This is a genomic window from Gillisia sp. Hel_I_29, from assembly GCF_000744275.1.
Classification (GTDB): domain Bacteria; phylum Bacteroidota; class Bacteroidia; order Flavobacteriales; family Flavobacteriaceae; genus Gillisia.
The window spans coordinates 62,998-84,771 of the sequence record NZ_JQLP01000005.1 but is presented as its reverse complement, the minus strand read 5'-3'; the positions used below and the strand labels follow the sequence as shown (position 1 = coordinate 84,771).

The 21,774-nt window shown below is 34.2% G+C and carries 20 protein-coding genes and 1 tRNA gene; 10 read left to right on the top strand and 11 right to left on the bottom strand.

The window, feature by feature from the left end; all coding sequences use genetic code 11:
• Positions 1 to 55: 55 nt before the first annotated feature.
• On the bottom strand, positions 56 to 1,399 hold the full coding sequence (locus P163_RS05435) for a c-type cytochrome (RefSeq protein WP_034888480.1): 1,344 nt from the start codon (positions 1,397 to 1,399) through the stop codon (positions 56 to 58).
• A gap of 225 nt (positions 1,400 to 1,624) precedes the next feature.
• On the opposite strand from P163_RS05435, the gene P163_RS05430 reads away from it, so the two are divergent.
• Entirely contained in the window at positions 1,625 to 2,017 is a 393-nt protein-coding gene (locus P163_RS05430; RefSeq protein WP_034888478.1) for an SPOR domain-containing protein, read from the top strand.
• A 70-nt stretch (positions 2,018 to 2,087) separates the two neighbouring features.
• Here P163_RS05430 and infB read toward each other — a convergent pair whose 3' ends face one another.
• The 3 genes from infB to rimP all read right to left on the bottom strand — a co-directional run bounded on the left by infB (position 2,088) and on the right by rimP (position 6,749).
• Positions 2,088 to 4,979, bottom strand: coding sequence for a translation initiation factor IF-2 (gene infB, locus P163_RS05425; RefSeq protein ID WP_034888476.1), 2,892 nt, complete (start codon positions 4,977 to 4,979; stop codon positions 2,088 to 2,090).
• A gap of 63 nt (positions 4,980 to 5,042) precedes the next feature.
• Positions 5,043 to 6,275: a transcription termination factor NusA gene (nusA, locus tag P163_RS05420; protein ID WP_034888475.1), complete on the bottom strand. Its 1,233-nt coding sequence runs from the start codon at positions 6,273 to 6,275 to the stop codon at positions 5,043 to 5,045.
• Positions 6,276 to 6,287: 12 nt separating this feature from the next.
• Positions 6,288 to 6,749, bottom strand: coding sequence for a ribosome assembly cofactor RimP (gene rimP / locus P163_RS05415; RefSeq protein ID WP_034888473.1), 462 nt, complete (start codon positions 6,747 to 6,749; stop codon positions 6,288 to 6,290).
• 154 nt (positions 6,750 to 6,903) lie between these two features.
• Here rimP and P163_RS05410 point away from each other — a divergent pair, with 154 nt between their 5' ends.
• Positions 6,904 to 7,749 (top strand): universal stress protein, encoded by an 846-nt coding sequence (locus P163_RS05410; RefSeq protein ID WP_034888470.1) that lies wholly within the window; start codon positions 6,904 to 6,906, stop codon positions 7,747 to 7,749.
• Here the strand turns inward: P163_RS05410 and P163_RS05405 are convergent.
• Positions 7,746 to 9,263, bottom strand: coding sequence for a hypothetical protein (locus P163_RS05405; RefSeq protein WP_156100662.1), 1,518 nt, complete (start codon positions 9,261 to 9,263; stop codon positions 7,746 to 7,748). The genes P163_RS05410 and P163_RS05405 overlap by 4 nt on opposite strands.
• Before the next feature lie 85 nt (positions 9,264 to 9,348).
• Here P163_RS05405 and P163_RS05400 point away from each other — a divergent pair, with 85 nt between their 5' ends.
• The 6 genes from P163_RS05400 (at position 9,349) to P163_RS05375 (ending at position 12,326) form a co-directional block, all read left to right on the top strand.
• The gene (locus tag P163_RS05400; protein WP_231556159.1) at positions 9,349 to 9,672 is read left to right on the top strand and encodes a hypothetical protein; all 324 of its coding nucleotides are present in this window, start codon (positions 9,349 to 9,351) and stop codon (positions 9,670 to 9,672) included.
• Positions 9,673 to 9,777: 105 nt separating this feature from the next.
• Positions 9,778 to 10,410 (top strand): metallophosphatase domain-containing protein, encoded by a 633-nt coding sequence (locus P163_RS05395; RefSeq protein WP_034888468.1) that lies wholly within the window; start codon positions 9,778 to 9,780, stop codon positions 10,408 to 10,410.
• Between the two features lie 111 nt (positions 10,411 to 10,521).
• A complete protein-coding gene (locus tag P163_RS05390; RefSeq protein WP_034888467.1) occupies positions 10,522 to 10,857 on the top strand; it encodes a hypothetical protein in 336 nt (111 codons plus the stop codon).
• Positions 10,858 to 11,219: 362 nt separating this feature from the next.
• Positions 11,220 to 11,519 carry a thioredoxin gene (gene trxA, locus P163_RS05385; protein ID WP_034888462.1) on the top strand — a complete coding sequence of 100 codons (300 nt, stop codon included), beginning with the start codon at positions 11,220 to 11,222 and terminating at the stop codon, positions 11,517 to 11,519.
• A gap of 127 nt (positions 11,520 to 11,646) precedes the next feature.
• Complete coding sequence (locus P163_RS05380) at positions 11,647 to 11,928, top strand: hypothetical protein (RefSeq protein WP_034888461.1); 282 nt, start codon at positions 11,647 to 11,649, stop codon at positions 11,926 to 11,928.
• Between the two features lie 5 nt (positions 11,929 to 11,933).
• Positions 11,934 to 12,326 carry a group III truncated hemoglobin gene (locus tag P163_RS05375; RefSeq protein ID WP_034888460.1) on the top strand — a complete coding sequence of 131 codons (393 nt, stop codon included), beginning with the start codon at positions 11,934 to 11,936 and terminating at the stop codon, positions 12,324 to 12,326.
• A 4-nt stretch (positions 12,327 to 12,330) separates the two neighbouring features.
• Here P163_RS05375 and P163_RS05370 read toward each other — a convergent pair whose 3' ends face one another.
• From P163_RS05370 to P163_RS05355, 4 genes are all read right to left on the bottom strand, one after another.
• Positions 12,331 to 13,140, bottom strand: a complete 810-nt coding sequence (locus tag P163_RS05370) for a universal stress protein (protein WP_034888459.1) — start codon at positions 13,138 to 13,140, stop codon at positions 12,331 to 12,333.
• A gap of 87 nt (positions 13,141 to 13,227) precedes the next feature.
• Positions 13,228 to 14,268 (bottom strand): response regulator, encoded by a 1,041-nt coding sequence (locus tag P163_RS05365; protein WP_034888457.1) that lies wholly within the window; start codon positions 14,266 to 14,268, stop codon positions 13,228 to 13,230.
• A complete protein-coding gene (locus P163_RS05360; RefSeq protein ID WP_034893939.1) occupies positions 14,265 to 15,515 on the bottom strand; it encodes a PAS domain-containing sensor histidine kinase in 1,251 nt (416 codons plus the stop codon). The genes P163_RS05365 and P163_RS05360 overlap by 4 nt, the downstream gene beginning before the upstream one ends.
• 311 nt (positions 15,516 to 15,826) lie before the next feature.
• Positions 15,827 to 15,899, bottom strand: a tRNA-Gln gene (locus tag P163_RS05355).
• A 199-nt stretch (positions 15,900 to 16,098) separates the two neighbouring features.
• Between P163_RS05355 and P163_RS05350 the strand changes: the two genes are divergently transcribed.
• The gene (locus P163_RS05350; RefSeq protein ID WP_034888455.1) at positions 16,099 to 19,395 is read left to right on the top strand and encodes a protein O-mannosyl-transferase family; all 3,297 of its coding nucleotides are present in this window, start codon (positions 16,099 to 16,101) and stop codon (positions 19,393 to 19,395) included.
• A 9-nt stretch (positions 19,396 to 19,404) separates the two neighbouring features.
• Complete coding sequence (locus tag P163_RS05345; RefSeq protein WP_034888453.1) at positions 19,405 to 20,043, top strand: polysaccharide deacetylase family protein; 639 nt, start codon at positions 19,405 to 19,407, stop codon at positions 20,041 to 20,043.
• Here P163_RS05345 and P163_RS05340 read toward each other — a convergent pair.
• Positions 20,040 to 20,336, bottom strand: coding sequence for a thioredoxin family protein (locus P163_RS05340; protein ID WP_034888445.1), 297 nt, complete (start codon positions 20,334 to 20,336; stop codon positions 20,040 to 20,042). The two genes, P163_RS05345 and P163_RS05340, sit on opposite strands and share 4 nt — an antisense overlap.
• 73 nt (positions 20,337 to 20,409) lie before the next feature.
• Positions 20,410 to 21,639, bottom strand: coding sequence for a metallophosphoesterase (locus P163_RS05335; RefSeq protein WP_034888443.1), 1,230 nt, complete (start codon positions 21,637 to 21,639; stop codon positions 20,410 to 20,412).
• Positions 21,640 to 21,774: the final 135 nt, after the last annotated feature.

The window sequence follows — 21,774 nt, the reverse complement described above, 5'->3', positions numbered from 1 at the left end:
ATCTAAATATTAACTTCGTAATTATAACCCTGAAATATCAGGAAACTTTTTCTTATTAGTAGTGACACTTACCACATTCCAATCCACCCATTTGAGCGATCGTAAGTTCTTCTACACCATATTTCTTAGAAAGCTCTTCATGAACTTTTTCATAATATTCATTTCCTTCCATTCTAACCTTAGTTTCTCTGTGGCAATTGATACACCACCCCATTGTTAATGGAGCATATTGAGAAACCACTTCCATCTCCTGAATAGGCCCGTGACATTTCTGACACTCTATCCCTGCAACAGTTACGTGTTGAGAGTGGTTAAAGTAAACAAAATCTGGAAGGTTATGAATTCTAACCCACTTTACAGGCTTTGTTTCTCCAGAATATGATTGTGTGGCCGGATCCCAACCAACAGCATCGTAAAGCTTAGAGATCTCCATATCATAAAACTCTTTTGAATAATCTTCTGTAGCTGTTTCTGGAGCAACTTCAGCAATTGACTTATGACAGTTCATACAAACATTCAATGAAGGAATACCAGAATGCTTAGAAGTTCTAACAGATGAATGACAATACTTACACTCAATCTGGTTGTCTCCCGCATGAATTCTGTGAGAATAGTGTATAGGCTGAATTGGTTCGTATCCTTGATCTATTCCAACTTGCATTAAGAAACCGTAAACAAAATATCCACTAGCCAATAATACTACGATAGCAGAAACCAGTACCAAGAATTGATTTTCAGCAAAAGCCTTCCAAATTGGAGTTCTTTTTTCAGCAACTGGCAATTGTACACCAGAAGCTACTGCAAATTTTCTCAGGGTCTTATTTACAAGAAACAAGATCACTAACAACATTAACAAGACAAATGCAAGCACTGCCAGAATAATATTATTAGAAACACCTCCAACATTTGCAGATTGATCACCTTCCGCAGAAGCTCCAGCAGCTGCTGTAGGAGCCGTTGGCTTTGGTTGTTCTACGTAAGCCAATATATTTCCAATATCATCTGAAGACAATTGCGGAAATGCAGGCATGTTGGTTTTGTTATACTCTTCATAGATTGCAACTGCATCTGCATCACCTGAAGCGATCATAGCAGCTGAATTACGCACCCAAGTCTCGATCCACTCGCGACTTTGTCTGTCTGTAATTCCATTTAGCGCTGGCCCAATAGCCTTCGAATATGGTTTGTGACAAGCAGCACATAATGTGTTGAACAATGATTTACCTGCGGCAGGATCACCTAAATCAGATCCAGAATCTGCAGCTCCTTCAGCAGCTTGCTCAGTTGCGGGATCAGCAGGCTGATCTTGTGCAAATGAGTACGAGCTAAATGATAGCAACAATACTAGCGATAATAGAAGCAGCCACGAGGTTGAATGGCGGAATTTCACCTTTTTCATACTGTAAGTTGAATTAACGTCTTATGTTTGGCACGATAATTTGTAACTATTTTAAACACAAATATATACAAATAGCACCCTAAAAATTCAGGCACAAAAGTAACACTTAAAGTCCATTTTATAAATGTTACAGGATTGTTAATCGATAATTTATATTAGTTCTAAATAATAAAACCGACCAACAATTAGTTATTAAATTTTACTTTTACATCAAATAGCAACTATATGAAGAAATTAACATTAAAACACTGCATTTTATTTAGCATTTTTGCTTTAGGATTGCAAATAAATACTTTTGCACAGTCTGGACAGACTAACATTGAGCAGAGTGATCTTTTACCAAAATTATTAGATCTTAAAACCGAAATGACTAAAGATGGTAAATTAGGTGAGCGCTATAAGATCCAGTTATATTATGGAGATAATAACACCGCCAGTGAAACGCTTAAAGACTTTCGTGCAAAATACGATACATGGCCTCCACAAGTGATCTATGAGACCCCTAATTATAAAGTGTGGATTGGGAACTTTAGAAATAGATTAGAGGCAGACAGAGCTCTAATGAAGATAAAGGCAGATTACCCAGCTGCATTCATACCAAAACCTAGAAGAGGTTAATACTTCGCATTAATTCATAAAAAAAGGCTGTACAATTTGTACAGCCTTTTTTATTATTTAAAATTCAGAATTACTTCTTCATTTTTTTCTTGATAGCAACCTCTTGGTACCCTTCAATTACATCACCTTCTTTAATATCATTGTAGTTTTTGATCTGCATACCACAGTCATAACCTTTAGATACTTCCTTAACATCATCCTTAAATCTACGTAGGGCAATTAACTCACCTGTGTGAACTACTACTCCATCACGTATCAATCTAATTCCTTCATTTCTGAAGATCTTACCAGATGTTACCATACAACCTGCAATGGTACCAATTTTAGATATTTTGAACAACTCTCTAATCTCTGCAGTACCTGTGATCTCTTCTTTCATTTCAGGAGATAACATTCCTTCCATAGCATCTCTAAGATCATTAATAGCATCATAGATAATAGAGTAAGTTCTGATATCTATTTCTTCCTTATCTGCTACTTGTCTAGCATTACCTGCCGGACGAACATTAAATCCGATGATTACCGCATCAGAAGCTGATGCTAACAATACATCACTTTCTGTAATTGGCCCTACACCTTTATGAATTATATTAACCTGAATCTCTTCTGTAGATAGTTTTTGGAAACTGTCTGTTAATGCTTCAACAGATCCATCCACATCCCCTTTAAGAATAATATTGATCTCTTTAAAGTCTCCTAAAGCAATACGTCTTCCAATTTCATCAAGCGTAATGTGACGTTGCGTTCTTACAGATTGCTCTCTTTGAAGCTGAGTACGTTTTACAGCTATATCTTTAGCTTCACGCTCATCTAGCATCACTCTAATCTTATCACCTGCTTGCGGCGCACCATCTAGTCCCAAAATAGATACAGGAGTTGATGGACCTGCAATTCTAACATCGTTACCACGCTCATCCTGCATAGCTTTAATCTTACCACTATGTCTTCCAGCTAATACGTAATCTCCAATTTTAAGAGTCCCCTCTTGAACAAGTATAGTAGAAACATATCCTCTACCTTTATCTAAGAAAGCTTCTACAACCGTTCCTTTTGCCGGCTTATCTGGATTAGCTTTTAATTCTAAGATCTCTGCTTCAAGCAACACTTTTTCAAGTAATTCTTTAACTCCTAGACCCGTTTTCGCTGAAATATCGTGGGATTGAATTTTACCACCCCAATCTTCAACGAGAAGGTTCATTTGAGCTAATTTCTCTTTAATTTTCTCTGGATTTGCTGTAGGCAAATCAGATTTATTTATAGCAAATACCATTGGTACTCCCGCTGCTTGTGCGTGAGAAATAGCTTCTTTAGTTTGCGGCATCACATCATCATCTGCTGCAATTACAATAATTGCAATATCTGTAACCTGTGCACCACGAGCACGCATCGCCGTAAAAGCTTCGTGACCAGGTGTATCCAAGAAGGCTATTTTTTGACCATTTTCCAGCTCTACCCCGTATGCACCAATGTGCTGAGTTATTCCACCACTCTCTCCAGCAATTACATTTTCTTCACGAATATAATCCAGTAAAGATGTTTTACCGTGATCTACGTGCCCCATTACTGTTACAATAGGAGCTCTTTCTACAAGATCTTCTGGGTTTTCTTCTTCTACTTCTGTATTTTCTTCAAGATCTGCAGAAACAAATTCAACTTCATAATCAAACTCATCTGCAACAATAGAAAGTGTTTCTGCATCCAGACGCTGGTTCATAGTAACCATCATACCTAAAGACATACATGCCGATATAATCTTGGTTACCGGAACATCCATCATGGTTGCGATCTCACTTACCGTTACAAATTCTGTAACTTTTAAGATCTTGTTATCAATTTCTTGTTGAGCTGCATCATCTTCTGTACGTTGACGGTGTTGATCTCTTTTACCTCTACGATATTTAGCTCCTTTACCTTTACTAGATTTACCCTGAAGTTTTTCTAGAGTTTCACGTACTTGTTTTTGTACTTCCTCCTCACTAGGTTCTTCTTTAGTAATAGCAGGTCTGTTAGGCTTCTTACCGCCTTTATTACCTTTATAGTTAGGATTTCCTCCAGTAGCTGGAGTAGCACCTTTAACATCTTTACTAATTCTTCTACGACGCTTTTTATTCTTATTCTTATCGTCTGCAGCAGATTTCTTATCGTCTTTCTTTTTAACAGGCTTTTTAAATTGAGATAGATCTATCTTCTCCCCTGTAAAATTTGGACCGTTAAGCTTAGTATAGTTAGTTTTGATCGTATCAGACTCTGGATCTTTCTCCTTCACCTCTTCAGTATTCTCTGAAGCAGTTTCTGATTTAGATTCCTCCTTTTTATCAGAAGCTTTAGGAGCTTCTTCTTTTTTAGCTACAGGAGTTTCAGACGGTGCCTCTTTTGGAGTAACTTCCTTCGAAGCTTCAACCTTCTTAACATCATCCTTAGCTTCTACCGGCTTCTCTTTAGCAACCTCCGGCTTAACCTCACTGGCTTTTTCAGCCTTTGGAGCTTCAGCTTTTGGAGTTTCCTCTTTAGCTTTTGGAGTCTCTTCTTTAGGAGCTTCCTCTTTAGGAGCTTCTTTTTTAGGAGTTTCCGGTTTTACTTCCTCTTTAGAGGCAGCAGCAGGTTTTTTATCTAGATCTATCTTTCCAACCTGTTTAGGGCCTTCAAGTTTAGTTCTGGCACTTACAACTTCTTGCTGTCTTTGTTCGGCTTTCTTCTTATCGTCGCTCTCCTTCTCTCTAGCCAAACGCAACTCCTCCTTTTCTTTGCGTTTTTCCTCGCCAACTTCCTTAGACTGCACCTTCTTACTCTTATCTGTCTGGAATTGATCTGATAAGACTTGGTAGATGCCTTCGGAAATTTTTGTGGTAGGACGCGCCTCTATCTCGTGACCCTTGGAATTCAAAAATTCCACAGCACGATCTAGCGATATATTGAATTCGCGTAGTACCTTGTTTAATCGCATTGTTTTTGCTTCAGCCATAAATTGCCCTCTAAATTAACCTCTTATATTATTATTATCTATTTCAAAAAAAAAATAGATGTTTTATTCTTCAAATTCTTCTCTTAACACCTTAATAACTTCACGCACTGTTTCTTCTTCAAGATCTGTTCTTCTTACTAAATCTTCCACATCTTGTTCCAAAATACTCTTGGCGGTGTCTAAACCAATTTTTGCGAATTCTGCAATCACCCAATCTTCAATCTCATCAGCAAATTCACGTAATTCTACATCTTCTTCTCCACCATCTCTAAATACGTCTATTTCATATCCTGTTAATTGTCCTGCAAGTCTAATGTTGTGACCTCCACGTCCAATTGCTTTAGAAACCTCTTCAGGCTTTAACATAACTTCTGCACGCTTATTCTCTTCATCTAATTTGATAGAAGTGATCTTAGCAGGACTTAAAGCACGAGTAATAAATAGTTGATCATTAGTTGTGTAATTGATCACATCAATGTTCTCATTACCCAATTCTCTCACAATACTATGGATTCTTGACCCTTTCATACCCACACAAGCTCCAACAGGATCTATTCTATCATCATAAGAATCTACCGCTACTTTAGCTTTTTCTCCAGGAATTCTAACTACTTTTTTAACTGTAATTAATCCATCAAAAACCTCTGGGATCTCTTGTTCAAAAAGCTTCTCTAGAAATATTGGAGAAGTTCTAGACATTAAAATCTGTGGCTTGCTTCCTTTTAATTCTACACTCTCAATAATTCCTCTTACGTTTTCTCCTTTTCTGAAGAAATCTGAAGGAATTTGTCTGTCTTTAGGAAGAACGATCTCATTACCTTCATCATCTAACAAAATGATTGCTCTATGTCTAATATGATGAACTTCTGCAGTGTAAATCTCACCTTCAAGCTCTTTAAAGTGCTTGTAAATATTTGTATTATCATGCTCATGGATCTTAGCGATCAAATTTTGGCGAAGTGCCAAAATAGATCTTCTACCCAAATGCATTAATTTCACTTCTTCTGAAACATCTTCTCCAACTTCAAAATCTGGTTCTATCTTGTGAGCCTCAGAAAGCGAGATCTCTTGATTAGGGTCTTCAACTTCACCATCTGCAACAACTACCCTATTTCTCCAAATCTCTAAATCTCCTTTATCTGGATTTACAATGATATCAAAATTATCATCTTCTCCATACTTCTTCTTTAAAGCACTCCTAAACACATCCTCTAAGATCGCCATTAAGGTTACACGATCTATTAATTTATCATCTTTAAACTCTGAAAAAGATTCTATCAAGGCGATATTCTCCATATCTATTTGCTATTAAAATGTTATAACTACTTTAGCTTTGACAATTTCATCAAAAGCTATATTCGCTTCTTTATCTACTGTTACTTTACCTTTACCAACCGGCTTAGGCTCTCGCGCTTTCCAGGCCAATAGAATACCTGCTTCATCTACCTCTTTCAATTCTCCCTCAAATTTATTAGAATTTGTCTGGACTTCCAGCGTTCTTCCAATATTTTTCTTGTATTGTCTAGAAAATTTTAATGGTTCTGATACTCCAGCCGAAGTGACCTCTAAAGAAAAGTCCAACTCATCTTCGTCCAAATCATGCTCTATCTTACGGCTTACCGCAATACAGTCATTAACCGACACCCCGTTATCACCGTCTATCACAATAAGAATGTGATTTTGATCACTGATATTCAAGGAGATTAAAAATAAGGAATTATTCTCTTCAAACGCTTCCTCCAATAATTTTTGTACTCGCTCCTGCAACATATATGTTATAAAAAGAGGGGACTTCTCGTCCCCTCGCTGTATTTTTTTCGTTTCAACGCTGCAAAGATAACAAAATATTCGAAAAAATAAAACTTGAGATCAAATGAAATATTCTTTGTAAATTTAATAAGACAATCATTTTTAAGCAATTATCATGAAAAGAATTCTAGTACCTACCGATTTTTCACCCTTAGCCGAGAGAGCTTTGAAAGTTGCCGCTCAACTGGCAAAAAAATTTAATGGAGAAATCTATCTTTTACACATGCTAGAATTACCGTTGCAATTAGTACAATCTACAGCGTCTGGTAGTGCTGTGGCGTCGGGATCGCAAAATTTACCTGAGGCTTTATTTTTTATGAAACTGGCTAAAAAAAGATTTAGTGAGATCTTAGAAGAACCTTTTTTGCAAGGAATAAAAGTTCATGAAACTGTAGAATTTCATCAAGCTTTTGATGGAATTATGGAAGTAAGCGAAGAACATAATTGTGATTTGATCATTATGGGTTCTCACGGCGCAACTGGTTTTAAAGAAATGTTTATTGGATCTAATACAGAAAAAGTTGTAAGAAATTCTACAATTCCAGTTTTAGTCATCAAAAATGAACATGATGATTTTAACATAAATAATTTTGTATTTGCCACAGATTGCAATATTAAAAATAAACATACGTTAAGTAAGGCTAAACGTTTCGCAGAGCAAATTGATGCTAAATTGCATATTGTATACATTAACACTGCAAATAATTTTATGACTAGTGATGAAGCACACAATTGCTTACATGATTTTATTGAAGGTGCAGAATTAATTGACTATTCGCTTAATATTTATAACGATGTAACTGTAGAAAAAGGCATTCTAAATTTCACCCTCAGCATCAATGCCGGTTTAATTGGAATTAGCACCCATGGAAGAAAAGGATTAGCGCATTTTTTTAATGGCAGCATTAGCGAAGATCTTGTAAACCACGCTAACCTGCCGGTAATTACCTTTAAGATCTAAATAAAACTTTTTAAAGCTCCAGCTCTTATACACAGCCAAAAGTAATTCCAAAAAGATTTAGTCTTCACCCTTTGAATCTTAAGATCTGATTGTGTTAAATTTTTATTTTTAGCATTATTATTCACCACCAGATTTACTAAGCCAGATAAGATCTTATTCTTCTTTTGTCCGTCTTTTCTTAGAACTTCTATTTTGAAATCTTCATATTTTAACTGCGTTGCTCCTTCTGCAGCGTTGTCATTACCATAAAAATTATAATACACAGACTGAATTTGTCCCTCAGCTAAAATATTCATTTCTGGTTTTAATATCCCATTCATATCTGAACCTGAAAGGTTATAAAGATTTCCAGAAACATGAAAATTATCATTCAAATCTGAGACTTTAAACACAAGATCCATACTAATATTTGCCTCCTCCATAAATTTGGCCTTCGCACTCAATTTGGTTTCGGGAAAATCTTTTCTATCCATTCCCACATTAGTCAAATTTGAAATAGTTGCGTTTATTTGTCCAAATTTAAATATTGCACTAGCCCTATCCTCTTTAACTCGCTCTTCATAGGTTATATGAGAATTATAGATAACTACACTATCAAATTTAAGTTTTACTCCCATTTCCCTTAGTAACTTACTATATAATGGTTTTATTGTTGTAGGATCTGGTATAAGCTTATTCCTATAAATCTCCCAAATAGCAGCATCTATGTTTATCTTAGGACTTGCTAGTTCTAAAGTATCTTTTTCAAAATTCCATCCAAAATTTTGAATATTCACTTTCTTGATCTCCAAGTTCATTCTATCTTTTTCAACCTTTTGTCTTTTATCAAAATCAGATTTAGAGAATTTAGGAAAGATCTTAATGTCGCTCATAATAACATCGCTATTGGCAATTCCAAGCTTACCTACGCTAAGATCATGATCTGCATCTAAACCATAAAAAATAGAATCGCTCTTTAAGGAATAACTATCATATTTAAATGGTAACACGCCTTCCAGAGTTTTAGAGTTTACCATTATTCCATTAAGATCTAAATTCTTAATATCTATATAGAGACTACCCTGCACGCTACTACTATCTTTTATTTTCATAATTCCGTTAGAAACACGAAACTTCTTTATGGTAATATTCTCTTTAAATTTTTGATCTGCTTTCTTTCTGTTTTTGGGTAGAGAATCTGAAGGTTCTAAAATAATAGTTGGAACATTCAAAACAATTTCGCCGATGGTAATTTTATTATTTAAAAAATAATCGGAATAATTAAAGGCAGCTAATTCTATTTCTTTTGCCGTAACGTTGAATTTCCCTCTTTTAAATTTTAGATCTGAAACTGAAGCATTTCTATTGATAATATCTACATCAATTTCAGAATATTGAATATAGGAGCTATCTAGCTCTTTTTGAATGGTAGATTTTATCTTTTTTTCAAGATAATTATTTAGAATAATTAAGAGCGTAAACAACACTGCAATACTTCCAAAAATCCACAATAATATTTTTAATGTTTTATTCAATTTACCAAGAATTTAAACGAATTTACAATTATGGCTATCACCTATATAAAGCTTTAGATTTTTTTAACTTAAAAACTTTAAGTCTTTGAAACTAGCTAAGTTAAATTTAAGTCAAATTGTAATTAAATTAAAAAAGAAACGTCCTATCATATTATATTTACTGAAAATTACACGTAGAGAAAAAATGATATTTAAACTTGGATTAAAAATTGGAATTATAGCTATAGAAATTGCGTTGGCATTTTATAGTTTTATCTTGACAGATAGCCTAATGGTTAAATTCTTGTTTTTTACATTTTCTGCGATAATAGTTGCATTTGCGGTCACAAAGATCACTAATGTGCTTTTACCCGCAGATAAAGATTATGTATCTGAGGAAATAGATTACGAAGACATTTCCATTAAATAAATAGAATAGAAAGATAGTCTGCTATGAAGTTTGACTAATGCTGATGATGGACTACTATTGAGAAATCCGATGAAATTTTCATCGGATTTCTTTTAAATATATATTATGAAAATTATTTGCATTTCCGACACTCATAATTTACATCATGAAATGGATATCCCTGCCGGAGATGTTATAATTCACGCTGGAGACTTTACAGATTCTGGATCCAAAAAAGAAACTCTGGATTTTTTAAAATGGTATTCTAGTTTAGAACACGAGCACAAAATATTAGTTGCCGGAAATCACGATTTCTACTTTGAAAAACATCGGGATAAATTAGATAATATTATTCCAGATAATATTACATATCTTCATGACTCTGGAATTAGTATAAATAATGTGAATTTTTGGGGATCGCCTTACACTCCTGGCAATGGGAACTGGGCCTTTAATAGAAATCGAGGTAGTGACATTTTAAAACACTGGAACAAAATTCCGAAGAATATAGATTTTTTGATCACTCATAGTCCGCCGTATACCGTGTTAGATGAGTTAGACAACAAAAGACATATTGGATGTGAAAGACTCTTTAGAAGGATAAACGAATTGAAAATCCCACATCACATCTTTGGTCACGTACACGATGATTATGGTATAGTAAGAACAAAGCATTCTGTGTTTATTAATGCTTCTTCTGTAGATGGTAAATATCGCCAGATAAATGCCCCTTTAGTAGTTCATCAGCTAAATTCATAACCTTGTCTTAAATTGCATGTTACTACGTTAATAAAATATTAATCTCCTGTTTGTTAGCATTTTATTAACAACATCTATAGTATCTTAGCAGTCTTAATAAGTACAACACCTATGAAAACCAATACCTTAAACCAGAATTCTCTTATCGAAGATGTAAAAAATTTGATCAATTTTAGTGTTAATAATATGGATGCTTCTGAATCAAAATTTAAACATTTTCATCAAGAGATAGTGGAAAAATATTTTGTAGCAAAAAATGTACAAATTAATTATTTAGATCAGACAATAGATTTACAGCTATTTATGTCTAATGAAAAGTATACTAACCTTACGTTTGAATGCCTAGATCTAATTGGATTTTTACAATCATGTATTAAATGTGACAGTGATAGTTTAGTTTATTATGAAACACTAATGACCGAATATGATACTGTAGTAGCAGCTTAATATATTATATATATAAAATGAAGAGGACCTTGAATTATCATGGTCCTCTTTTTTTGTATCTACTTTTGTTAAGTTGATTTACTTATTGTTCTTTAAGGGTTCTCTTTTTTTTACAAGTTAAACTGAAACAAATCATTTAAACCTAATGAAACTATAAAATCTTAGCCGCAATTATGTTCCTTAACCGTTAGCCTAATGCCGATTTTTTATTCAATCTTTCTCGTAAATTTTTGGACTTCGATGAACAATATAAAGAGAAAACATATAAATTATATTCAGTAATTTTAAGAGAGATTAATCGACCTATTAAGCATAATAGATCATTCTTATAATTTAGATAAGTTTGAATTAAAACCATTGATATGAAAAGTAATTTCCACGATATAATTCAGGATGATAAACCGGTACTAATAGACTTTTATGCAGACTGGTGCGGGCCCTGCAAAATGTTAGGCCCAATTTTAAAAGATGCGAAAGCAACTCTAGGAGATAATGTAAAGATTGTTAAGATTGATGTAGATAAGAATCAAGAACTTGCCAGCAAGTACCAGGTAAGAGGTGTACCAACGATGATCTTATTTAAAAATGGGAAACAACTTTGGCGACAATCTGGAGTTTTGCAAAAAGATGAAATTATAAAGATCATTAAATCGCACAGCTAAATAGATTTACATACATAATTTAAAGATCAGCTAGACAATAATACAAATTATGATTTAGCTGATCTTTGTCATATTATAAAATGGCTTCAAGAGATAATTTTACAGAGTAATTCAAAACAAAATTATCATGAAGGTCTACCAAAAATTATTAGCAGATTTCGATGAATTATTCTTAGGATATGCCTCTTTAGGAATAATTGCTTCCAGCTGTATAGGTTCTGTAGCTGCTATGCTTATTCTAATGCAAGGGCACACTTTTATAAACATGTTTCAACTCTTTCTAGTTGTTACAGTTTGTATGGGCTTTAACGCAACTGTGCTTGCTCAATTATCTCATAAATTCGTTTTTAACTCACTAATAGTAAGCATACTTACCAGTTTACTCTTTATTATTATCAATCTTATTTAAAAGTTATGAAATCAGACCTTAGCTCTAGAGAAGATATTCACCTCCTAGTTACCGAATTCTATAATCACGTTAAGGCAGATGATGAAATAGGTTACTTTTTCAACAAAAGCATAACTAACTGGGATGAGCACATTAATAAGATCACAGATTTTTGGGAGAGTAACTTATTTTTTAAATCTGTCTATCATGGGAACCCAAAAAGAGCCCATATAGATCTAGATACTGCACACAATTATTGCATAGAAAATAAACATTTTGGGATCTGGCTTATGCATTGGTTTCAAACTATAGATAAGCTTTTTGAAGGTGACTTAGCAGAACGAGCTAAACATAATGCCAGAAAAATGTCTACTCATTTTTATATGGGAATCTTTAAAAATAGAGTTTCCAATTCTTAAAATTTTAGTGTAATACTAATACCGGTAAATTATTATTTTTCGCACTCCATTTTCCATCGTAAGACTCCACTAGCTTTTTACATATACTCAAATTCTTCCCTAGAATTATTACCATATTATAGTTTTCTTGAATCTCCTTAAGCAGACCATCACTAAGATTTATAGTTTGTTTAAATTCTAAAAAATTACATTGGGATGAGCTCTCAGAAAAACCAAATTTCTTTTTTATGCTCAAACTTTTCCTAATCCTGTCTAATGGCATTCCTATTTCTACAATAGTAATATTTGTTTGAGCATTAAAAATCTTACTTCTCAAAAAATCTGGAATACTGTTTTCTGTATTTATGGTAGTATCAACAGGAAGCACGAATTTCTTAGGCATTTTGAATTTACTTCTTTCTGAAACCATCAAAACACTACACTTTATCTTCTGGATGATCTCTCTAGTACGATTCCCTAAGATAGATGTATTAGAAAAATCGGCACTAGAAGTTCCCATAACAATTAGATCTATTTTCTTTTCAAGCATATATTTCCTAGTAGCATTTACTAAATTTTCATTAGAAAGAATAGTATAGAAACTATGCCCTGGTTGCTTAGCATACTGTTTTAACTCACCGTATTGTTTTTGTATTTGGTCTTTGGGATTCTGATTTAGCCCCAATATTGGACTTGGCACTAAGGCTTCGGTACTATTTAAATTTTGAATATTTAGCAAATAAAAATTTACAGTAGCATCCTGAAATAGATCAATAGCATACTTCCCCGCATGCGTAGCGGTATCAGAAAAATCGGTTAAAATAAGAGTATTCATTAACTGCAACTAGTTGTATGAGCAACGAAGTTACAGCCACAATAAAATTCTAAAAATGACTAAAATCAGTAAACAAAGATTTTACTTTTATGAGATATTCTTTAAGCCGGTTGCATCTATAATTTTAATATTTCTGCCTTCAATTTCTATCAAATTCTCTTTTTTAAAATCTGAAAGAGTTCTAATTAGACTTTCCGGAGCCATTCCCGCAACACCCGCGAGATCTGCTCTAGAGATGCGAATACTTTTTAAAGGATGTTTCTTGATCTTTTCAGCAAACAGTAGAATGGTATTGGCCGTTTTCTTTCTTACAGAACCATAAGCCATTTCCATAAGTTGTTGCTTAATTCCAATAAGATTATTACTTAATATCTCTACCAGCTCTAATGTCATTTTCCCATTATTTGCTAAGATCTTATGAAGCTCATCTTTGGTAATTATTGCCAAGGTGGTATCTTCCATAGCAGTGGCATATTCTTCATACAGAGATTGGTTGACGCTCGCATTACCAAAAAAATCATCTTCCTTATAAAGTTCAGTTATTAGCTCTTTACCATGGCTATCCATTCCATGAGCTTTAACCACTCCTTTTTTTACATAATAAAAGAAATGAGATTTAGTTCCTGGCTCATAAATAGAAGCCCCACTACTAAATTGTAACACATCTTGTGAACTCATATAGGCTCTCAACTCCTCAAGATTATTAATACTCTTCTGCTCTAGAATAGTATCATTTTCATTTTTAAAAGAGTTTAAGATAGCTACTTTTGCCATTCTGCTTTCTATAGCACTTAGCAGATCTTCTTCCTCAAAGGGCTTTGTAAGGTAATCATCTGCCCCAAGATCCATCCCTTTTCTAATATCCTTATGTTCTGTTTTTGCTGAAAGAAAAATAAATGGAATATGTGAAGTTCTGTTATTTTCAGAAAGAGAACTTAAAACCCCATATCCATCCAACTCAGGCATCATAATATCACAAACAATAATATCTGGCATGTGCTCTTTAGCTTTTTCTACACCTTGTAATCCATTACTTGCAGTAATTACTTGATAGTGCGAAAGCTCTAAAAGCTCTGCCGTGTTTTCTCTAACAGTGACATCGTCTTCTATTAATAATATTTTCTTCATGGATTTAAAATTGGTATTTCAACAAAAAATTCAGTTCCTGCATTCTCCTTACTAGTAAAGTAAATATGCCCTCCCAAATTCTCCAAATGGGTTTTAGCTATATTTAAACCAATACCGGTACCTTGATTTAAAACAGCATTTTCTGCTCTAAAATATCGTTCAAAAATATGTTTTTTATCTTGCTCTGGAATTCCAATACCTTCATCTCTAACCTTAAAATAAACGGTATCTTTTGATGTTTTTACTTCTAAGGTTATATTGGTATCTTCCGGAGAATATTTAATAGAGTTACTTAATAAATTGGTAAGAATAAGCTCTAGTATCTTTTCATCTTGATAAAGTAAAACATCACTAATCTCCTGTGGATAAATGATTTCCTGACCGTTCTTCAAAGTGATATTTGCATTGTAAACAACTTCGTTGATCAATCTCTTTAAGCTGAAAGAGGTATATTTATATTGACCTGCGCCAGATTCTAAACGTTCTATAGATAAAAAATCATTTAGAATATTATTTAAGTAATGTACTTTGCTTTTAATAGTACCAAGATGCTTTTCTCTCTTATCTTGCTGCGTAGCTTCTTTGTATTTCTCCGCCAAAGTTGCAGAAGTTAGAATTCCGCTAAGTGGTGTTTTAAATTCATGAGACACCAAAGAAAGAAATTTGGTTTTAAGATCATTGAGTTCTTTCTGTTTCTGCAAAGCAGATTTTATTTTCTTCTCTGCTCTTTTCCTCTTACTGATCTCGGATTCTAAATTAAGGTTAGACTTTTCTAATTGAAGGATGGTCTCTTGCAATTCTGTTGTTCTAAGAGCAATTTTATCTTCTAGATGAGCATTAAGATCTGTTATTTGTCTTTGCGTCTCTTTTCTAACCGTAATATCTATAATTAAAGACATCACAAAATCTTTTCCATCTATTTTAAACGGGTTTAAACCTGCTTCTACAGGAAATGTTGACCCATCTTTTCTTTGACCGTATAAATCTCTTCCATGACCCATCTGCCTTTTCTCACTATGCTCTAAAAAATTGCTAAAATGGTGTGAATGCTTAGAATGATAATTAGTGGGAATTAAGATATTTAGAGATTCACCTATTAACTCCTGAGCTTCATAACCAAACATTACACCTGCCGCAGTATTCGCTGCCGTAATGGTTTGAGAAGAATCTACCACTATAATTCCTTCGGAAGCAGCCTCAAACAGAATATTAAAAACATTCTTATTTTGAAAGAATTGACTCTTTATCACAAATCTTCTGTTTAAATTAAGTAACTATTGAATTGGCTTAGACGATATTACCGAAGATAGAAATTAATGCATTTATATATCTTTTTTGATATCAATTCCATAAACTAGATCAACAATCCTATTATAAATGAAATCTAAAGGTAGGGTAAACTTAGATAATTCCCATCCTGTGTAGCATTGTCTTCACATCAACTTTGAAATTTAAAGGATGATTAACGCCTAACAACGTGTAGATTACCATCAATTTTAAAGTGAAAATAAAGCATAAAAAAAGACCCAAACATTTCTGTTTGGGTCTTGACATTTTGTTGGCCCACTAGGGCTCGAACCTAGACTCTTCTGTACCAAAAACAGACGTGTTGCCAGTTACACCATGGGCCAGCGTTTTATTGCCGATGCAAATTTAGAACAAATCTTATTTTACACAAACATTTTTTAAACTTTTTTGAATTTTTTTTTCGACTATTTTTTTAACCCCTAATTATCAGGCTCTAAAAAATTTATTGATTTCAACTTCGTTATAAAATCATTCGTGTAATTATTCTTAAATTCGCCACTTAAGATACAATTAGAATAACAAATGACAGAATTCAACTTTAGTAAGTGGAACAAGATACTAGGATGGTTAGTATTTGTAATTGCACTTATTACCTACTGGTCTACGGTAGAACCTACCGCAAGTTTTTGGGATGCAGGAGAGTACATTGCAACATCCGCACATTTAGAAGTTGGCCACCCACCGGGAGCACCTCTATATCAAATGATGGGTGCTGTAGCTTCCGTTTTCGCTTCAGATAGTAAAAATGTAGCCTTAATGGTTAACTGTATGTCTGGTCTGGCCAGTGCTTTTGCCATCATGTTCATGTTCTGGTCTATAGTACTAATCCTTTTCAAAGTTGCTGGACCTCTTAAAATTCAGACTTCAGGCAGTAAAATAGCCATTCTAGGAAGTGCGCTTGTAGGTTCATTAGCCTTCACCTTTACCGATAGTTTTTGGTTTAATGCGGTAGAAGCAGAAGTTTATGCCATGGCAGCAGGAATTATGGCTTTGCTATTCTATCTAGGGCTTCTTTGGGAACGAGATATGTTTAAACCCCGTGGAAATAGATGGCTAATATTAATCTCCTTTGTTGTTGGACTTTCATTTGGAGTTCACTTCTTAGGACTACTTACAATTCCGGCAATTGGATTTTTATATTTCTTTAAAAATTATTCTAAGGTAACTATCAAAAATTTTATTATCGCAAACATCGCAGTTGTTGCTGTTTTGATGTTCATCTTTAAACTGCTTTTACCTTATACGCTAACGTTCTTTGCTTCTTCAGAAATCTTTTTTACCAATAGTATAGGTTTACCATTTAATACTGGTACAGTGATCGCTTTTCTGATAATTGTTGCAGCATTCTATTTCGGAATTAATTATACTCGAAAAAAACAATATTTTCAGTTAAACACCCTTTTCCTTTGCATTCTTTTCATATTAATAGGTTTTTCAAGTTGGACCATGTTACCTATTAGATCTAATTCTAATACTGTCATTAACGAGAACAGCCCAAATAATGCTCGTGAATTACTTGCTTATTATAACAGAGAACAATACGGAGAAACTCATCTTTTCTACGGACCTCAATTTACAGAAATGTATAGCGGGCTGGATCCAGAAAATCCATATTCAGATGAAAAGCCAAATTACGAACGCGATGAAAAGGCTGGAAAATACATAATAGTAAATGATTATAAGAATGCTAAGCAAAATCTAGACGATAACCATAAGACCGTATTACCTAGAATGTGGAGCTCTGAACATGCTGTTAATTATATGCAGTTTACAGGACCTATAGATTTTACTATTAAGCCTGAATATCAAGATCAGCAACAACTACAAACGGCTGTTGCAGAGTTCAAGCAGAGTTATGCTATTGGAAAACTAGATAACGATGATTATAATAGTTTTTTATCGCAATTCGGACAATATCTAAATGTAGAAAAACCATCTTTTGGATCTAATATGAGTTACCTCTTTGAATTTCAGATGGGGTATATGTACTGGAGATACTTTATGTGGAATTTTGTTGGCAGACAAAATGATATTCAAGGCCAGTATACAGATCTAAATGGAAATTGGTTAAGCGGAATCGATTTTATAGATGAGTGGCATTTAGGCTCACAAGACAATCTTCCTTCAGATGTGAAGAATAATAAAGCTAGAAATACGTACTACTTTTTACCACTAATATTAGGATTAATAGGTTTATTCTTTCACTTCAAAAAGGATAAAAAAGGATTTTGGGTTTTAATGGTGTTCTTTTTATTTACAGGAATAGCCTTAAAGATCTACTTAAATGAAAGACCTTTTGAACCTCGTGAAAGAGATTACGCTCTGGTAGGTTCATTTTACGTTTTCGCTATGTGGATAGGAATTGGAGTTTACGCGCTGTTCGATCTCCTTAAAGATTATTTAAAGCCGAAGCTTGCTGCTCCCATAGTTATAGCGGCAACATTATTAGCCGTTCCTACTATTATGGCTTCTCAAAACTGGAATGATCATGACAGGTCAGACAGGTATACCGCTTTAGCAATGGCCAAAATGTATCTAGACTCGTTAGACGAGAATGCCATTCTATTTACCATTGGAGATAATGATACGTTTGCACTTTGGTATGTACAACAAATTGAAGGGTACAGAACAGATGTTCGTATTGTAAATACCAGTCTATTTGCTACAGACTGGTACATAGACCAAATGAAGAGAAAGGCTTGGGAGAGTGAACCTATTCCATCTCAGCTAGAACATAGTCAGTACCGTGCCGGAACAAATGATTTTGTGATCTTCCAGCCGGTAACTCAAGATACTATGGACATAAAGAACTGGATGAACTGGATTGCTAGCGATAACCCAGGAACCAAAGGAGAGTTACAAAGTGGGCAAACTGTAAATACATTCCCTACTAAATCTATTCGAATTGGAGTAGACAAATCCTCTGTTCTAAAAAATAAGATCGTAGAGGCTAAGAGCGCAGATGAGATTGTAGACAATATCTTTATAAAGTTAGATGGAAATGTGGTTTATAAGAATCGCTTACTAATGTTAGATATCATAGCCAATAACAACTGGGAGCGCCCTATTTATTTTACCGGTGGTAGCTTTGGAGATGATGATTATCTATGGATGAAAGATTTTCTACAATTAGACGGTGTAGCTTATAAACTAGTACCAATTCAAACCCCATTAGATCCAAGAAATCCATATAATATGGGTAGAATTAATACAGATAAGATGTACGATCTTGTTAAGAATTGGGATTGGGGTAATATGGGAGATCCAAACATTTATCAAGATCCTGAAACTAGAAAGAACTCTATTACTTATAGAAGTAACCTTGCAAGATTGGTAGAAGCGCTATTAAGAGAAGGAGATAAAGAACGTGCCAAGAATATTTTAGACCTGGCCATGGAAAATATGCCGGTAGATTACTATGGATATTATACTTTATTAGAACCTTATATAAGAGGTTATTTTGAAGTTGGAGAGACCGAGAAAGCAAAGCAACTTTTTGAAAAAGTATCGAGTAAATATCAAGAAGACTTAAAGTATTATAGCGGATGGGATCACGAGAGACAATATCGCTATGCAGATGACATTATCACTTCTATGGAAAGATATAGATCTTTGGTAGATGTGATAGTGCTAAGCGGAGAAAGAGAATTTGCACGAGAGAAAGCAGAGGAGTTCAATAATTACTTAAAATTATTTCCACAATTTTATGATAATTCTCCGGAGCCAGAACAAACACAAGATTCTCCTACAGAGCAAGATCTTATAAATGAATTCAAAAGAACCCAACAGTTAGACTCTTTAGATAGCGTACCGCAATAGTCTAAGAATATGGCTTATTTAAAAAAAATATCCACATTAGGGAAGTTGATTTATCCTTCTCTAATGTGGAATTTTTCTAGAAAAGAAAAAGATCTCTATCTCACCTTTGATGATGGCCCACATCCCACCATCACTCCCTGGGTTTTGGAACTTCTAGCTCAATATAAAGCTAAAGCAACCTTCTTTTGCGTTGGAGATAACATCTATAAATTCCCAGAGATCTTTAAGCAGATCATTTCTGAAGGCCATAGTATTGGTAACCACACTTACCATCATCTAAATGGCTGGAAAACCTCAACAGCATCCTATCTAGCAGATGTAGCCTTAGCAAATGAGGCTGTTACTAAACAAACAGCACTCCAGGCAGACAAAAAACTATTTAGACCTCCTTATGGCAAAGCCAGCATATCTCAGCTTAAAAAGCTTAAAAGGCTTAATTATAAGATCGTAATGTGGGAGACTATAAGTGGAGATTTTGACCAGTCTATCTCGTCAAAACAATGCTTTAAAAATGTTGTTGAGAATTGCACGTCCGGGAGCATTGTGGTATTTCACGATAGTGAAAAAGCAAAAAAACACCTAAAGCATACGTTACCAAAGGTGTTAGAATATTATAATTATAAAGGCTATACTTTTAAAAAGATCTAAAGGTGTTCTTTTAAAATACTTATAAGCGTATTGGCATCTTGCTCTCCACTTTGGCGCCATTTCATCTCACCATTCTTATAGATCATGAGTGTTGGTAAACCTTGAACGCGAAGTGCTTCTGCTAATTGACTATTTTTATCTACATCAATTTTAATGATCTTGGCTTTATCACCCAAAGCCGCAGCTACATCTCTAAGCACAGGGTGCATAAGATTGGAAGCTTCATTCCATTCGGTATAAAAATCTAAAAGCACCGGAATGTTTAAATCTATTAATTCACCAAATTTTGACATACACTAAAAACTGAGTTTGTTGATTTTTGATATCACTATTCAAAATAATATCAAATATACTAATTTCTTTGAATTATGCGGGTTTTGAGCCTTTGCGAAGTTCAATAACACTTACTTCCGGCCAAATTCCTACACGCCCTGGATAAGCCAGGTAACCAAACCCTCTGTTCACGTTAATATATCTACCAAACTCCTCGTAAATACCGGCCCAATTCTCATATCTGTAAGATACAGGACTCCATTTAAACCATCCCGGTATTTCTATACCAAATTGCATCCCATGAGTATGGCCACTAAGAGTTAGATGATAATGATTAGGGTCTGATTTTATTTTCTCTTGCCAATAAGATGGATCATGGCTCATTAATACTTTAAAATCTTCTTTTGCCACATCTTTACCAGCAAGATCGAGATCTCCTTTTTTCTTAAATCCTCCTGCGCCCCAATTTTCTACACCTACTAAAGCTATTCGCTCTCCATTTCTCTCTAAAAATCTATGCTCGTTAAGTAAAAGGTCCCATCCCATGTCTGCATGGACCGCCTTAAGATCCTCAATATTAGCTATTCTGGCAGCATCAGACTCCCATTGAACATAATCTCCATAATCATGGTTCCCTAAAACAGAGAATACGCCATCTTTAGCAGAGATCTGAGCAAAAGTAGATTTCCACGTATCCATTTCCTCTGCCTTATTATTCACTAGGTCTCCTGTAAAAAGAACGATATCACTTTCTTGCTCATTTATAAGATCTACTCCATATTTGATCTTCTCATGATTATCAAAACTACCACTGTGAACATCGCTAATTTGTGTTATTCGATAACCATCAAAAGCACTAGGCAGATCATCAAAGTAAAGCACATATTTAAGTACTTTATAATTGTACTTACCCCAGTACATTCCGTAGAGCAAAGACAAGAAAGGTATTGCAGCTATACCAAGGGCTATCTGACCTAAGAACTTGCGTCTTTCCGGCAATTCAAAAGAGGAAGAAGATGATCCTGAAAGTTTACTGTATGATGCCATAAAGATCCTCACTAGATCTTCCCCAAACATAAAGATGGTAAGAATAAGTTTTCCTGCCATAAACGCAAGAACTACCCCCAAGGCGTAACCCCTACCCCCGGTAAAACCACCACTAGGATTTGGCTGTACAAACTGATAGATAAAATTCCCTAGAACCAACAGAGAAATTATAATATAAGCCAGACTAACTATGTTATTTTTAGTAATGGCTCTTATTGCCTGATAAGCATAAAGATCTACAAGAATGTAAAAAATAATAAATATAATCCAACGCATGAATTCTCAAATTTTTCACGAATATACTGGTAATCAAAACTTAAATCTTTAATTTTTAGTTTCTTTAACTAATGTTCTAATTAGCCATTATTCTATATAGTTGTCTCCAAATAAAAAGCAGGCTTACAAAAGCCT